The following is a 13,466-nucleotide window of genomic DNA, read 5'->3' on the forward strand; positions in this document are numbered from 1 at the left end:
CACCAACTTTGAGATGGGATGTTGTGGCCTTCGAGCACGATCCCGACCGCAAGTCGACCGCCCCCTCGGCGCCGCCGGCCCAGTCCTCGGCGCGCCAGGGGGCGGCGTGACCTCCGTCGAGTGGTCGGTGGGGACCGTCGCGGAGCGGTTGGGGGTCCCTGCCGCCACGCTCCGCAGCTGGGACCGGCGCTACGGCATCGGTCCCTCCCAGCGCACCGAGGGTGGCCACCGCCGCTACGGCGAGGAGGACATCCAGCGGGTACGCGTCATGGCCCGGTTCACAGCGCGAGGGGTCCCGGCGCAGAGCGCAGCGCGCGTCGCGCTCTCGATGGACGCCGACCGCCTGCTCATCGAGACCGACGGCGACCGGGACGCACGGTCCACCGCCGACCGTCAGAGCGCCGTCGAGGCGATCTGCTCCGCAGCCCTGTCCCTCGATGCCGAGAGCCTGTCGCGGATCTACCAGCGCACGCTGCGCGACCGCGACCTCGTCTCTGCCTGGACAGAGGTGTTCGCCCCCGCCCTGCGCACGGTCGGGGACCGGTGGGGCGACGGTTCGCTCGGGGTCGAGTGCGAGCACCTCGCCAGCGAGGTCCTCGCCACCGAGCTGCGCACGGTCATCCGGCTGAGCAGGCCGCACGCGCCCAACGGCGACATCGTGCTGGCCTGCGCCGACGAGGAGCAGCACCACCTCCCCCTCCTCGCGGTCGAGGCCGAGCTGGCCAGCCACGGGGTCGCCGCCCTGGGGCTCGGCGCCCGCATGCCGACCGACGCCCTGCAGCGCCTGCTCAAGGTGCACCGCCCCAGCCGCCTGTTCCTCTGGGCCTCGATCGCCCGGCAGGTCGACGAGCGGCTCTGGCAGGTGCTCGCTGACGTCTCGTGGCAGCTCGACGTGGTGGTCGGCGGTCCCGGCTGGCCGCACGACCTGCCGGCGTCCTCGGGTCCGGTGACCGTGACCCGGGCGCACGACCTGTCGGGAGCCAGCGAGGCCCTCCTGTCGGGCGGACACCGGTAGGCCGACCCCCACTCCCTGGGGGGCGCCGCGCCGGGTTGCCCGGGCCGCACACGGTTGCGGCGCAAGGCATCCCGCACCACCGCCCTCGGTGCTACCGTGCCGACATGACTCCGCAGGAGCTGGAGAACCTGGCCCACCTGCGCCGCGCCCGCGACCTGATCGACCGCGACTACGCCGAGCCGCTGGACGTCCCGACCATGGCCCAGCGGGCCCTGATGTCACCGGCGCACTTCTCCCGCCGCTTCCGCGCCGCGTACGGCGAGACCCCCTACAGCTACCTCATGATGCGCCGTATCGAGCGAGCGATGGCCCTCCTGCGCGAGGGCGTCAGCGTCACCGACGCCTGCATGCAGGTCGGGTGCACCTCGCTCGGGTCGTTCAGCTCGCGGTTCTCCGAGATCGTCGGCGAGAGCCCCACGGCGTACCGGCGCCGGGAGCACACCGCCGTCAACGCCATGCCCTCCTGCGTCGCGAAGACGCAGACCCGTCCGGTCCGTGACGCATCGGCCAGCGCATCGGGCCGCGACGCATCGAGCAGGATCGGAGAAGCAGGGCGCGACACCGCTGCCTAGGGTCACAGCCATGAGCATCGCGCTGCAGTACTGCCACATCACCGTCAACGACGTCGACGAGTCGATCGCCTTCTACGGCGGGGCCCTGGGGCTGAAGGTGCGCAACGACGTGGCCTCGGGCGGATACCGCTGGGTCACGCTCGGCAGCGACACCCAGCCGGGTCTGGAGATCGTCCTGTCCGAGCCCCACGCAGGTCGCTCGCAGGCAGACGGCGACACCCTGCAGGAGCTGCTGACCAAGGGCGTCCTGCCCAACTACGTCTTCAGGTCCGACGACGTCGACGCGCTCTTCGAGACGGTCCGCGCCTCCGGGGCCGAGGTCCTCCAGGAGCCGATCGACCAGCCGTGGGGTCCGCGTGACTGCGCGTTCCGCGACCCGTCCGGCAACACCGTCCGCATCGCCCAGGCACCGTCGGAGTAGCTCGCCCTGCCTGCCGCCAGGGTGTTCAGCCCCGTAGGTGGCCTGGCCTCCCCTCGGGGGCGGCCCCACCGCCGGACGCCCCGATCAGCGCTTCGGCCTCGAACGGGCGGCCTCCCCCGGAGCCGAGTCCCATGACGATGTCGAGCAGGCTCTCCACCGGCTCGGCACGGCTGTACGCGGGGTCCCCCAGCCCCGCGACGATCCGCTCGGCCACCGCGGACAGCTTGATGTTGTTCTGGGACGAGTAGGCGCGCAGGAGCTCGAACGCTGGTTCCTCCTCGACGCCGAAGCTCAACATCAGGGCGCCCTTGGCCTGCTCGATGGCGGCACGATGCTCGGCGGAGGCGGCGACCGCTGCCCTGGCGCTTGCACGCAGCGGCTCGGTGAGGTCCACGACGAAGCCCCACAGCCGGTGCACCCCTTCTGCGGCGACGTCGCTCTGACCGACGACGATGAGCCTGCGCACGCGGCCGTGGGCGTCGCGCATCCGGTAGACACACGAGAACGGTCCCGGCTCCCCGAGGCGTTGTTCGAACCGGGCCAGCACCGTGGGCCGGTCCTCCTCGACCACCCTGTCGAGCATCAGCTCGGCGGTCGGCTCCTGCCCCGGTGACAGGCCATGGATCTCCCGGAGTCCGGCCGACCAGGTCCACCGGCCGCCGTCGACCTCGTACCGGAAGTACATCGTCTGACCATCGCTCTGCACGGCATGGGGCCCCACCGCTGCTCCTTCAAGACGATCCCTGGGATCCTCTCAAGAGAGGAAATGCCAACTGCTCGAACGCATTTCACGATACGACGCACCACCACGACCGACAAGGGTGCTCAGGCGGGCCATGCCTCACGCCCGGGTCCGGAGACCTCGGCGAGCGCCTGGCACAGCCGCTCCGGGTCCCTGAACACCCACGTCGCCCCGGCGGCCCTCAGCTCGGCCTCACTCGTCCCCCCGCACTCGAGCCCCGCTGACCTGGCGCCGAGCGCCTGGGCCGCCTGGATGTCCCACACGGTGTCACCGACGACCAGCACCTCCTTGGGCCGAAGTCCCATGCGCTCGATGGCCAGCAACACCAGTCCCGGGTCCGGCTTGGACTGGTGGACGTCGTCGGAGGTGACGACGACGTCGAGGTCGGGGTGCTCCAGCACCCCCAGCATCGCCTCCAGGTCCCGCCCGCCCGACGACGAGGCCAGCCCCACGGTGACGCCCTGGTGATGACACCACGACAACAGGTGGGCCGCGCCCGGCAGCTCCTCGACGCGTTCGTGCCACGTCGCGAACAGGACGTCGTGAGCCTTCACGAGGTCGTCGTCCCGCCGCTCGTCCCGACTGTCCCCGAGGATGTGCGGCAGCAACTGGTCAGAACCCATGCCCACCGCTCGGTGGAGGCTCGCCATGGGCACGACGTGGCCACTGAGCTGGAAGGCCTGCCACCAGGCCAGGGTGTGGATGTACGTGGTGTCCACGAGCGTTCCGTCGAGGTCGAAGACGACGCCGACAGGCACCCGCAGTGGCGGCTGGTCCGACACCTGGCTCACCCGCGCTCACGCGCGAGGGTGGGGAAGCGGGTCATCTGGCACCTCGTGGGTCCGGCGGCCTCGGCCGCAGCGAGCGTCATCGCCGCGTCTCTGCCCCGGGTCGGCGACGTCCAAACGTCCAGCTCGACCGAGCAGGTCGCGACGGACCTCGGGGTCGGGACGCGGCGGTCCACGATCGCGCCGAAGCTACGGCCCGGTGCCGCGGGCGACCCGGGCCATCTCCCGGGGTATGGAGGTAAGCACCTCGCGGGCGAGGAAACCCACTGGCGCAAGGGTCTCCGACACCGCCCGGCCCGCGGCCTGGTGCAGGACCACCGCCCAGGCCGAGGCGCCGACGGCAGGCAGTCCGCGGCCGAGCAGCCCGAGGAGGACGCCGGCCTTGACGTCCCCGGATCCCGCGACCCCGAGCCCGGGCACCCCACCCTCGAGGCTCCAGAGCGTCTCGGACCCGGGGGCGACGACGACGGTCTCCTCGCCACCCGTCACGACGGTGGCCCCCGTGCGTTCGACCAGCTCGACACACGACTCGAAGAGGTGCGTGTGCACGTACGAGGCATCCTGTCCCAAGGTCTCGGCGAGCTCGGACTCGTTGGGGGTGAGAACCGCTCGTCCCTCGAGGTGCGCAAGGCCCTCGGGGTGCTCGGTGACGAAGGCCATGCCGAGCGCGTCGACCACGACAGGGCAGCGCAGGTGTGGCACGACCTGCTCGAGGAGGGCACAGGCCCGCTCGGGTGACAGGAGCCCGGGCCCCAGCAGGACTGCGTCGACCTCGGTCGCGAGCTCGAGCACGTGCTCCGCCGCCGAGGGCGCGATCTCTCCCTCGTCGGTCTCGGGGAGCGCCGTCACGAACGCCTCGGGCAGCGCGACGCTGGCGGCCACTGCGACGCTGCCCACGGTGGCCACCTGCGGTTTGCCGGCGCCCGCTCGGACGGCTGCCTCGGCGGCGAGCAGCACCGCACCGGGGGTGTGGCGGCTACCGCCGACGACGAGCACCCGGCCGCGCTCCTCCTTGCCCCCGGAGGGATCGGGCAGGGGCCACCGTGCCAGCACCGACTCGTCGAGGTCGCGCACGTCGCGACTCACGAGACGGCTTCCCTTCCGGCGTGGTCCGGCTCCTCGGTCGGCTGCGCCCCCTGCGACCGGACCGCCGCGGTGGAGGCGTAGTCGACCAGCTCGGGTACGCCACCGGGCCCGCGGCGGTAGGTCGTGGTGGACCCGTTGGCCATGGGCACCCGTGCGTCGAGGGCCAGGACCTCCTCCTCGTCCATCCCGTCGAGGACGTAGCGGAAGCACGTGATCACGGCCTGGTGGGTGAAGATCCACACCCGGTCCGTCGCCGGTCGGGCTCCCACGTCGCGCAGGAAGGACCGCACCCGCAACGCCACGTCACACCAGCTCTCCCCACCCGGGGGTCGGTAGTAGAACTTGCCCACATACTGGCGCCGTGCCGCCTCCTGCGGGTACTCGGCGCGGATACCGGTGCCGGTGAGCCCGTCGAAGACGCCCAGCTCCCGCTCCCGGAGCCGCTCGTCGTGAAGGACGGGCAGCCTCAGGCCGGCGGCTTCCAGGGCCGTCCGGGCCGTGTCCGCGCCACGTCGGTAGGGCGAGCTGGCCACCGCTGTCGGGGTGGCGGTGCCGGGCAGGTCGGCGAGGTGCCGGCCCAGGGCGCGGGCCTGCTCCAACCCGGTCTCCGAGAGGGGGACGTCGGCGTCCCGCTCGTCGAGCTCGAGCCGAGCCGCGCCCGCACTACGTGCCGCCCGGTCGGCCAGGTTGCCGGTGCTCTCCCCGTGGCGCACCAGCACCAGCCGAGCAGGGCCGAGCCGCTGCATGTCGAGCACCGGTCAGCCCTCCCGCGGCACCTGGCCGCGCCAGCTGCCGGAAGCCTCCTGGTTCTTCTCCACCAGGAGGCGGAACCTCTTGAGGTCGCCCTTGGCGCGACGCTCGACCACACCGAGGGCGTCACCGACGTGCTCAACCAGGCCGTGCGAGTCCATGTCGAGCTTCAGCGCCACGTTGGTCCTGTGCTCGTCGACGCGGTGGAAGTCCACCACCCCGGCGTGCCGCACGCCACCGTCGGCCTTCCACGCCACCCGCACCTCAGGGATCTGTTCGGTGATCGTGGCGTCGAACTCGCGGTGTACCCCGGCGATGCTGACCTTCCAGTGCAGGTGGCGGTCGTCGACCTGGGTGACCTCGTCCACGCCCTCCATGAAGAGGGGGAAGTCCTCGAACTGGGTCCACTGGTCGTAGACGGTGGTGATGTCGCTGGCGATGTCGACGTTCGCTTCGGCGGTGGTCACGGGTCTCCTGTCGTCGTGGGGCAGTGGCCGTTCCGGCCCTGTCCTCCCGCTACCCGGTCGGCCCACGGGCAAACGGAGTTTGGAGTTGGGCGACCAGGGCACGGAAGGTGTGACTCGACATCCCTCCGACGCGAGACGAGGCCCGTATGGTCCGGATCGGCACCTCGGGTTGGCGCTACCCCTCGTGGCGCGGTGACTTCTACCCGCCCGGCCTGAGGCAGCGCGACGAGCTGGCCCACCTCAGCCGCGTGCTCACCGCGGTCGAGGTGAACGGCTCCTTCTACTCGCTGCAACGCCCCAGCAGCTACGCGGCGTGGGCGACCCAGGTGCCGGACGGGTTCCTGTTCGCTCTCAAGGGCGGAAGGTTCATCACCCACATGCGACAGCTGCTCGACGTGGAGACCCCGCTGGCCAACTTCTTCGCCTCCGGTGTCCTGGCCCTGGGCGACAAGCTGGGTCCGGTCATCTGGCAGCTGCCGGCACGCCAGGCGTTCGACGAGGATCGTCTGGTGGCGTTCTTCGAGCTCCTGCCGAGAACGACCGACGAGGCCGCGTCCCTGGCCACGCGGCACGGTTCCGCCCTCGCCGGCGACCGGGTCCTCACGTCCACCACCGTAAGCCTCCCCCTTCGACATGCGCTCGAACCGCGGCACGAGAGCTTCCGGTCCCCTCGGGCAGTGGACGTGCTGCGTGCCCACGACATCGCCATGGTGGTGTCCGACAGCGCCGGCACCTGGCCGCGGTTCGACGAGGTGACCTCGGACCTCGTCTACGTCCGGCTCCACGGGGACACCGAGCTGTATGCCAGCGGCTACTCCGAGGTCACCCTGAGGTCCTGGGCGGCGCGCGTCCAAAGGTGGGTCGACGACGGGTTGGACGTGCACGTCTACTTCGACAACGACGCCAGGGGACACGCGCCCCACGACGCCCGCGCCCTCCTCGAGCTCCTGCACCTGGCGCCGGAAGGGGTCCAGCTCCCACCGACCCGCGATGTTTCGGCTGGTCAGCCCCGGGTAGGTCCCTGACATCCCCGGTCGAGAGACCACGCGTCCAGCACTCGTTGAACGAACAGGAATGGACCCATGAGCGAGACATACGGAACCACCGCCACCACTGATGTGGCCAAGGACGAAGCACGTGCCACCGGCGAACAGGCCAAGGAGGGCGCCCGCCACGTGGCCGAGGTCGGCAAGGACGAAGCCAGGAACGTGGCACAGGAGACCGGCCAGCAGGCCAAGGAGCTCTGGCAGCAGACCCGCACCCAGCTGCTGGAGCAGAGCGCCCAGCAGCAGACCCGTGTCGCCGACGGGCTGCGCTCCCTGAGCGAGGAGCTGTCCGGCATGGCTCACGGCTCCGAGCAGCAGGGAGTCGCCAGCGACCTCGCCCACCAGGCCTCACAGCGCATGGGCGACGTCGCCTCGTGGCTCGACCAGCGCGACCCCGGCTCCCTGGTCTCGGAGGTGAAGCAGTTCGCCCGGCAGCGTCCGGGTGCCTTCCTGGCCACCGCAGCCGTCATCGGCCTCGTCGGCGGTCGGTTGAGCCGCGGACTCGTGGCGGACCACCAGGACCAGCAGGAGCAGCACGTTGGTGACACCCGCACCGGCGCCGGAAGCACCGGCAGTGCGCCGGTCCCCGTGGACCACAGCACCAGCGGCTACTCCGCCTACGGCTCCCCCAGCGGCACCACGACCCCTGCGGCTCCCCACCCCGTGACCGACCCGGTCGTCGAGGCAGGTGGCACCACCGGGCTCGGGGGTCCCGTGGGCGGGAGCGCCAACGGAGCGGGTGAGTACCCCCGATGAGCCACCACGATCCACAGCTGGACGACCCGTCCACCCGGTCCCTGAGCAACGTCGGCGACATCTTCGCCGACATCAGCAGGGACCTGTCGACGCTCATCCGTCAGGAGACCGAGCTCGCCAAGGCCGAGGTTCGTGAGTCGGCCACCCGCGCCGGCACGGGCGCCGGAATGCTCGGCGGAGCAGGAGTGGCGGGCCATTTCGTGCTGCTGTTCCTGTCGATCGCCCTCTGGTGGGGGCTCGGCAGCTCCATCGGCCGTGGCTGGTCGGCCCTCGTGGTCGCTGTCATCTGGGCCGCGGTCGCCGCGGTCCTGGCATCGATGGGGCGCGCAAAGCTCAAGCAGGTCAAGGGAATTCCACAGACGACAGCAACAGCGCGCGAGATCCCGGACGCGCTGAGAGGGAACGAGGACAAGCGATGACCAGCAACCCCGATGAGATCCGCCGCGAGATCGAGGACACCCGCGGCCGGCTGAGCAGCGACGTCAACGCGCTCACCGAGACCGTGAGCCCGTCCAACGTGGCTCGTCGCCAGGCCGACAAGGTCGCCGGGGCCGCGGCGTCCGTCAAGGACCGCGTGATGGGTGTGGCCGACGACGTCGGCAACACCGGTTCCGATGCCGCATCCAGCGTGGGGCACGCGCCCGCCGCGGCGGCGAACGGCGCCCGACGCCGGACCCAGGGCAACCCCCTCGCTGCCGGGCTCATCGCCCTCGGCGCAGGATGGCTCGTGGGCTCCATGCTCCCGGCTTCCGAGAAGGAGAAGCAGGCAGCGGTCGCAGTCAAGGAGAAGGCCCAGCCCCTCGTGGACGAGGCCAAGAGCGTGGCGCAGGACACCGCGCAAGAGCTCAAGGAGCCTGCGCAGCAGGCTGCGCAGAACGTCAAGGACACCGCGCTCGAGGCGAAGGACAACATCGCCGAGGAGGGCAGGTCCACGGCCGAGGACGTGAAGTCCCAGGCGCAGTCGTCCGCGGAGACGGTGCGCTCCACGCAGTAGCAGGCAACCCGCGGTAGTTCGCGGGGCACTTGGAGGGCGGGGGCCCGGCGCTCCCGCCCTCCTTCGCGCTCCCCCACGATCCGGGTTCCCCGTGAACGCGTCCTGCCCACGCCGGAGGCTGCCATCATGGCCGCATGACATCGGGCGCGAGCGAGGAGCCGGGCCTCGACGACCGGCTGACCGGGCTCGCCCGCGTGACCGCCGAGCTGATCCGCGCGACCAGCCCCGAGGCAGTCACCAAGATCGTGGTGGAACACATTGCCGAGGCGGTCGGCGCGACCATCGCCTCGCTCAGCCTCAGGGTGGGTCCCGATGTCGTCCGCCTCCTCGGCCTGCGTGGTGGCCGCGAGGGAGACGCCGAGGCCTACGCCACGTACTCGCTGTCGGAGCCGAGCCCGGCCTCCGACGTGATCAGGTCGGGCAAACGGCTCATCCTCGTGGGGCGCCAGGCCATCCTCGACGCCTACCCCGACAACCCGAAGGTCGACCGTGGCGACCGGTCGCTGCTCGTCCTCCCCCTGGGCACCGGCACGAGCACCCTCGGGGCGATCACCCTGTCGTTCCCCGGTCGGCGCGACTGGCGACCCGCCGAGCTGGACTTCCTCGACATCCTGGCCGACAGCTGCGCGCAGGCGCTCCTGCGCATCCGGGCCGAGGGCGAGGCGGCTGCCCGGCAGGCAGAGCTGTCGTTCCTCGCCGAGGCGTCGGCCGAGCTCGCCAGCAGCCTCGACTACGAGGCGACGATGACGCGGGTGGCCGAGCTCGCGGTCCCCACGTTCGCCGACTGGTGCGCCATCGACCTGGTCAAGGACGACCGCCTGCGCAGGCTTTCGGTGGCCCACGTCGACCCGGCGAAGGTCGCGTACGCCCACGAGCTCGCGGAGCGCTACCCCAGCGACCCCGACGCCGGCAACGGCCCGTGGCAGGTCATGCGGACGGGAGAGAGCGAGCTGATCCCGGAGATCACCGACGAGCTGCTGGTCGCCGCCGCCCGAGACGAGGAGCACCTGCGCATCGCCCGTGAGCTGGGGCTGTACAGCGCGATCACCGTGCCGCTCGTGGCCCGGGGCCGCACCCTCGGGGTGATCACGTGGGTCAGGGCGGAGTCCAAGCGCGCCTACGCCCAGCGTGACCTCGAGTTCGCCGAGGAGCTGGCCCGGCGCGCCGCCGTCTCCATCGACAACTCCGAGCTCCACAGCGAGACCCTCGCCGTGGCGGTCCGGTTGCAGCACGCGGTCCTGCCGGCCGGGCTGCCGGACATCGCCGGCTGCGACGTCGCGGCCTGCTACGCGGCATCCGGGCGCACGGAGGTGGGCGGCGACTTCTACGACGTGGTCGCGCTGGACGGGGGCCGGGTCGCCCTCTTCGTCGGTGACGTGATGGGCCGGGGGGTCCAGGCGGCCGCGTCGATGGCCCAGATGCGGGCCTCGGTCCGCGCCTACATCGCGACCGACCCCCTGCCTGAGGTCGTGCTGACCAAGCTCGACCGCATGCTGGCGCAGTACGGCAACGAGCAGCTCGTCACCCTGGCCTACCTCCTGGTCGACCCGTCCCGCGACGAGCTCGTCTTCGCCAACGCCGGGCACCCTGCCCCGATCCTGCTCCGCGCCGACGGCTCGGTCGAGCAGCTCCCTTGCGCCGACGGGGCCCCACTGGCCGTCGTGGAAGGCGGTCGCCGGCAGCACCGGGTGCCGTTCGGTCCCGGCGACACCGTCCTGCTGTTCACCGACGGCCTCATCGAGCGGCGCACCGAGGACATCGACGAGGGCAGGGCCAAGCTGTCGTCAGCGCTGGTCGCCCTCGCCCACGACGACCTCGGCGACGGGCTCCGGCGGACCGTGGCCACCATGGGTGCCGAGGCCCACGAGGACGACGTCGCCGCGGTGGCGCTGCGCCGACACACCGCCTCGCCGGACGCCTAGGCCCGCAGGACCCGGTCCATCGACCTGCCCTTGGCCAGCTCGTCGACGAGCTTGTCGAGGTAGCGGATCTTCTGCATGAGCGGGTCCTCGACGTCCTCGACCCTCACCCCGCAGACCGTGCCGGTGATCGCCGAGGCGCGCGGGTTGAGGTCGACCTGCTCGAAGAGCTCCTCGAACGTCGTCCCCGAGTCCAGGTGGCGCCGAAGGCCCGGCTCGTCGAGCCCGGTCAGCCAGGTGATGACCTCGTCGAGCTCGGCCTTCGTCCGGCCCTTGCGCTCCACCTTGGCCAGGTAGAGCGGGTAGACCGAGGCGACGCTCGTCGCGAAGAGGCGACTCTCGGTGCGGCTGCGGGACCCCTTGACCTGTTCCGGCATCTCTCTCCCCCGGAGCTCGGTTCGGACCTCCCGGCGAGGGAGGCGCTCGGCCCGAACAGGCTACTCCGACGGGTCCGTGCCGAGGGTCCGGTTCGCAGCGGGTCCCGCGCGGTCCCGGGTACGGTGCGGGTATGGGGACGCGTCGCGGCCGGGTGGCCATCACGGCGGTCGTCGGGCTGGTGGCCCTGGTGCTGGGTACGGTGCTGGCGCTGCGCGCGCGCAGCACGTCCTACGGCTGGTTCGCCTACGCCCCACTGGACCCCGACCCCCACCTGCCTCGCCTCGTCAGCGATCGGGAGGTGCTGGCCTGGGCCGCGGCGGTGCTCGGTCTCGTGCTGCTCGCGGGGTGCCTGGGCTACCTCCTCGGCAGCCGGTCCGCGCGCGAGTCCTCCAGCGGGTAGGCCCTCGGCCGCACCGGCGCGGCCCTACCGATGCCGTACGGGCGGTCGTCGTTCGGGGGGAGGCCCGGGCACGCGGCCTCTGCAACAGTGCCCACACAGGGTTGAAGGGTGGGGACGATGGTGCGGATCCGAATGGCTGTGGCGCTGGGCATGCTCGTCAGCACGACGGTCGGGTTGGGCGCGGGGCTCCCGGCGACGGCCGAGGCCGCCGGTGCCACCGCCCAGGTGTCGGCGGCGACGACCGCTGCCGACCCCGTCGTCATGGCCGCCGGCGACATCGCGTGCGAACCCGGGAGCTCCCGCGCCAGGAAGTGCCGCGACGACCTCACGGCCGCGCTGCTCGGGCCCGCGGACTACGTCCTGACCGCGGGCGACAACCAGTACAACTGCGGGCGGCTCACCTCCTACCAGGGCGCCTACGACAAGACCTGGGGCCAGTACCTCGACAAGACGTACCCCGTCGTCGGCGAGGACGAGTACTCGGGCTCCGGGTGCTCCACCCCCGGCGCCCAGGGCTACTACACGTACTTCTCGAGCCGCGCCCAGCAGGGCTCGTGCACCAAGGCGTGCCCTGGCTGGTACAGCTACGACATCGGGACGAGCTGGCACGTGGTGGCCCTCAACACGGCCTGCACCGAGTCGAGCATCGGAGGTTGCACCTCCTCCAGCCCGCAGCTGCAGTGGCTCAAGCAGGACCTGGCCGCCACCAGCAAGCCGTGCATCCTCGCCGTGATGCACCGCCCGTACTGGTCCAACGGCAAGACGGTCGCGAAGTTCAGGCCGTTCATCGACGCGCTCTACGCCGGTGGCACCGATGTCGTGCTCTCCGGCAACTCCCACCTCTACGCGCGCTACGCCCAGCAGGACCCGAGCAGCCAGGTCGACACGGCTCGCGGACTGCGCGCGTTCATCGTCGGCATGGGCGGCAAGAGTCACTCCACCTTCCAGACGCCGATGCTGCCCAACTTCCAGGCCGGGAACGACAAGACGTTCGGGGTGCTCCAGCTGACGCTCCACTCGGCGAGCTACGACTGGAAGTACCTGCAGGCCTACCCCGCCTCCCCCGTCTTCACTGACACCGGCTCCACCGCCTGCCACTGAGACGGGCCGGGGTGACTAGTCACCCCGTCGTCCACAGCGAGCACTGTGGACAACAACAGCGGCGCACAGGCGTTGTGGGTAACTCCTCCTGCGCGACCGGTCGTCCTCGCCGTTGGCGACAGCCGACCACGGCGCGGGCCATGCCGGCCGTAGTGAATCGGCACCATGGTGCTGGCTCCTCCGCATCCCCTCAGATGAGGAGCCCAGATGGGCCATTGCGACCACCGTGACACGGCGACACCATCGATGCGTTCGCATCCGCACTGCGAAAGGTGGAGCCACGAGAAGGACACTCGCATCGAGAGCGGCCGGCCTGGTTCTCGCAGCGGTCATTGCCGTCGTCGCCCCGCCGGCGGCGTCGGCAGCAGCAGGGCCACTGGCAGGCATCTGGACCTCGATCGACACCGACGGGAGCCACCAGACCCTCGTCGTCACGGGCGCCGGACAGCACGCCTACTCGATAGTGTACACAGACGATGCAGCCACCGGAGCCTGTCAGGGCAGCCCGGCACGGCTGTCAGGACCGGGCATCGTCGAGGGCAGTCACGTCCACATGCAGGCCGCTCTGGTGTGCCTGCCGGGCGGCAACGAGTTCCGGACGCGCGTCAGTCTCGACTTCAGCCATGACCGCGTCGCCGGGACGCTGACGGACGGCTTCGGCATCGTGTGGACCCGTAACGGCTGAGTCCGGTCGCGCGTCCGACCAGCTGCCGTCGGGCAGCTCGCGGGGCGACAAGGTCCGCCGACTTCCGCGCCTGCACCCACGCAGTCGGCAGCTACCGGGGTGGGCCGCCGCACCGGCACCACCACCCTGCTCCCGTTCCTGGGGGCCGGCATCGCGCAGGCCGCGGACGGCAGCACGATGGCCACCCTGCGGCCGGTCGCGCTCAACGGCGTCAAGGGCAGCGGTACCGCGATGGTGACGGTCACGGGCAACCGGATCAACGTGACCATGGCCGCCAACGGGCTGCTGCCCGACAACCCCCACGCAGCGCACATCCACTTCGGCGCCGACGCCCGTCACGAGTGCC

The 13,466-nt window shown here is 71.5% G+C and carries 17 protein-coding genes and 1 pseudogene; 12 read left to right on the plus strand and 6 right to left on the minus strand.

What is annotated here, in order from left to right; genetic code table 11:
* Nucleotides 1-106: 106 nt before the first annotated feature.
* From ABEA42_RS14510 to ABEA42_RS14520, 3 genes are all read left to right on the plus strand, one after another.
* Complete coding sequence (locus ABEA42_RS14510) at nucleotides 107-1,015, plus strand: MerR family transcriptional regulator (protein ID WP_345504422.1); 909 nt, start codon at nucleotides 107-109, stop codon at nucleotides 1,013-1,015.
* A 104-nt stretch (nucleotides 1,016-1,119) separates the two neighbouring features.
* A complete protein-coding gene (locus ABEA42_RS14515) occupies nucleotides 1,120-1,587 on the plus strand; it encodes a helix-turn-helix transcriptional regulator (protein ID WP_345504424.1) in 468 nt (155 codons plus the stop codon).
* Nucleotides 1,588-1,597: 10 nt separating this feature from the next.
* Nucleotides 1,598-2,008 carry a VOC family protein gene (locus ABEA42_RS14520; protein WP_345504426.1) on the plus strand — a complete coding sequence of 137 codons (411 nt, stop codon included), beginning with the start codon at nucleotides 1,598-1,600 and terminating at the stop codon, nucleotides 2,006-2,008.
* 25 nt (nucleotides 2,009-2,033) lie between these two features.
* Here ABEA42_RS14520 and ABEA42_RS14525 read toward each other — a convergent pair whose 3' ends face one another.
* The 5 genes from ABEA42_RS14525 to ABEA42_RS14545 all read right to left on the minus strand — a co-directional run bounded on the left by ABEA42_RS14525 (nucleotide 2,034) and on the right by ABEA42_RS14545 (nucleotide 5,841).
* Nucleotides 2,034-2,729 (minus strand): PAS and ANTAR domain-containing protein, encoded by a 696-nt coding sequence (locus ABEA42_RS14525; protein ID WP_345504427.1) that lies wholly within the window; start codon nucleotides 2,727-2,729, stop codon nucleotides 2,034-2,036.
* A 104-nt stretch (nucleotides 2,730-2,833) separates the two neighbouring features.
* Nucleotides 2,834-3,541, minus strand: a complete 708-nt coding sequence (locus ABEA42_RS14530) for an HAD family hydrolase (RefSeq protein ID WP_345504428.1) — start codon at nucleotides 3,539-3,541, stop codon at nucleotides 2,834-2,836.
* A 186-nt stretch (nucleotides 3,542-3,727) separates the two neighbouring features.
* Nucleotides 3,728-4,624, minus strand: coding sequence for an NAD(P)H-hydrate dehydratase (locus ABEA42_RS14535; RefSeq protein ID WP_345504429.1), 897 nt, complete (start codon nucleotides 4,622-4,624; stop codon nucleotides 3,728-3,730).
* Nucleotides 4,621-5,370 carry a histidine phosphatase family protein gene (locus tag ABEA42_RS14540; protein WP_345504478.1) on the minus strand — a complete coding sequence of 250 codons (750 nt, stop codon included), beginning with the start codon at nucleotides 5,368-5,370 and terminating at the stop codon, nucleotides 4,621-4,623. Before ABEA42_RS14540 ends, ABEA42_RS14535 begins: the two co-directional genes overlap by 4 nt.
* A 12-nt stretch (nucleotides 5,371-5,382) precedes the next feature.
* Nucleotides 5,383-5,841, minus strand: a complete 459-nt coding sequence (locus tag ABEA42_RS14545) for an SRPBCC family protein (protein ID WP_345504431.1) — start codon at nucleotides 5,839-5,841, stop codon at nucleotides 5,383-5,385.
* A 146-nt stretch (nucleotides 5,842-5,987) separates the two neighbouring features.
* On the opposite strand from ABEA42_RS14545, the gene ABEA42_RS14550 reads away from it, so the two are divergent.
* From ABEA42_RS14550 to ABEA42_RS14570, 5 genes are all read left to right on the plus strand, one after another.
* Nucleotides 5,988-6,866, plus strand: coding sequence for a DUF72 domain-containing protein (locus ABEA42_RS14550; protein WP_345504433.1), 879 nt, complete (start codon nucleotides 5,988-5,990; stop codon nucleotides 6,864-6,866).
* Nucleotides 6,867-6,923: 57 nt separating this feature from the next.
* A complete protein-coding gene (locus ABEA42_RS14555; protein WP_345504434.1) occupies nucleotides 6,924-7,643 on the plus strand; it encodes a hypothetical protein in 720 nt (239 codons plus the stop codon).
* Nucleotides 7,640-8,062: a phage holin family protein gene (locus ABEA42_RS14560; RefSeq protein WP_345504436.1), complete on the plus strand. Its 423-nt coding sequence runs from the start codon at nucleotides 7,640-7,642 to the stop codon at nucleotides 8,060-8,062. Before ABEA42_RS14555 ends, ABEA42_RS14560 begins: the two co-directional genes overlap by 4 nt.
* Nucleotides 8,059-8,637 (plus strand): DUF3618 domain-containing protein, encoded by a 579-nt coding sequence (locus ABEA42_RS14565; RefSeq protein WP_345504438.1) that lies wholly within the window; start codon nucleotides 8,059-8,061, stop codon nucleotides 8,635-8,637. Before ABEA42_RS14560 ends, ABEA42_RS14565 begins: the two co-directional genes overlap by 4 nt.
* A gap of 134 nt (nucleotides 8,638-8,771) precedes the next feature.
* Nucleotides 8,772-10,559: a GAF domain-containing SpoIIE family protein phosphatase gene (locus tag ABEA42_RS14570; RefSeq protein WP_345504440.1), complete on the plus strand. Its 1,788-nt coding sequence runs from the start codon at nucleotides 8,772-8,774 to the stop codon at nucleotides 10,557-10,559.
* Here ABEA42_RS14570 and ABEA42_RS14575 read toward each other — a convergent pair.
* The gene (locus tag ABEA42_RS14575; RefSeq protein ID WP_345504442.1) at nucleotides 10,556-10,933 is read right to left on the minus strand and encodes a DUF2200 domain-containing protein; all 378 of its coding nucleotides are present in this window, start codon (nucleotides 10,931-10,933) and stop codon (nucleotides 10,556-10,558) included. The genes ABEA42_RS14570 and ABEA42_RS14575 overlap by 4 nt on opposite strands.
* Before the next feature lie 131 nt (nucleotides 10,934-11,064).
* On the opposite strand from ABEA42_RS14575, the gene ABEA42_RS14580 reads away from it, so the two are divergent.
* From ABEA42_RS14580 to ABEA42_RS14595, 4 genes and pseudogenes are all read left to right on the plus strand, one after another.
* Nucleotides 11,065-11,334 carry a hypothetical protein gene (locus ABEA42_RS14580; RefSeq protein WP_345504443.1) on the plus strand — a complete coding sequence of 90 codons (270 nt, stop codon included), beginning with the start codon at nucleotides 11,065-11,067 and terminating at the stop codon, nucleotides 11,332-11,334.
* Nucleotides 11,335-11,451: 117 nt separating this feature from the next.
* Nucleotides 11,452-12,435, plus strand: a complete 984-nt coding sequence (locus ABEA42_RS14585; protein ID WP_345504445.1) for a metallophosphoesterase family protein — start codon at nucleotides 11,452-11,454, stop codon at nucleotides 12,433-12,435.
* 553 nt (nucleotides 12,436-12,988) lie between these two features.
* Nucleotides 12,989-13,120 (plus strand): hypothetical protein, encoded by a 132-nt coding sequence (locus ABEA42_RS14590; protein ID WP_345504447.1) that lies wholly within the window; start codon nucleotides 12,989-12,991, stop codon nucleotides 13,118-13,120.
* Nucleotides 13,121-13,219: 99 nt separating this feature from the next.
* Nucleotides 13,220-13,466: pseudogene (locus ABEA42_RS14595) on the plus strand (hypothetical protein); the annotation flags it as partial.

Source organism: Pedococcus ginsenosidimutans, assembly GCF_039544395.1.
Classification (GTDB): domain Bacteria; phylum Actinomycetota; class Actinomycetes; order Actinomycetales; family Dermatophilaceae; genus Pedococcus; species Pedococcus ginsenosidimutans.

Excerpts from the sequence above, each read along its gene's own strand:
- ABEA42_RS14565 (WP_345504438.1), top strand. The coding sequence starts at position 8,059 with ATGACCAGCAACCCCGATGAGATCCGCCGCGAGATCGAGGACACCCGC.
- ABEA42_RS14590 (WP_345504447.1), top strand. The coding sequence starts at position 12,989 with ATGCAGGCCGCTCTGGTGTGCCTGCCGGGCGGCAACGAGTTCCGGACG.
- ABEA42_RS14520 (WP_345504426.1), top strand. The coding sequence starts at position 1,598 with ATGAGCATCGCGCTGCAGTACTGCCACATCACCGTCAACGACGTCGAC.
- ABEA42_RS14555 (WP_345504434.1), top strand. The coding sequence starts at position 6,924 with ATGAGCGAGACATACGGAACCACCGCCACCACTGATGTGGCCAAGGAC.
- ABEA42_RS14580 (WP_345504443.1), top strand. The coding sequence starts at position 11,065 with ATGGGGACGCGTCGCGGCCGGGTGGCCATCACGGCGGTCGTCGGGCTG.
- ABEA42_RS14550 (WP_345504433.1), top strand. The coding sequence starts at position 5,988 with ATGGTCCGGATCGGCACCTCGGGTTGGCGCTACCCCTCGTGGCGCGGT.
- ABEA42_RS14560 (WP_345504436.1), top strand. The coding sequence starts at position 7,640 with ATGAGCCACCACGATCCACAGCTGGACGACCCGTCCACCCGGTCCCTG.
- ABEA42_RS14570 (WP_345504440.1), top strand. The coding sequence starts at position 8,772 with ATGACATCGGGCGCGAGCGAGGAGCCGGGCCTCGACGACCGGCTGACC.
- ABEA42_RS14540 (WP_345504478.1), bottom strand. The coding sequence starts at position 5,370 with ATGCAGCGGCTCGGCCCTGCTCGGCTGGTGCTGGTGCGCCACGGGGAG.
- ABEA42_RS14575 (WP_345504442.1), bottom strand. The coding sequence starts at position 10,933 with ATGCCGGAACAGGTCAAGGGGTCCCGCAGCCGCACCGAGAGTCGCCTC.
- ABEA42_RS14515 (WP_345504424.1), top strand. The coding sequence starts at position 1,120 with ATGACTCCGCAGGAGCTGGAGAACCTGGCCCACCTGCGCCGCGCCCGC.
- ABEA42_RS14585 (WP_345504445.1), top strand. The coding sequence starts at position 11,452 with ATGGTGCGGATCCGAATGGCTGTGGCGCTGGGCATGCTCGTCAGCACG.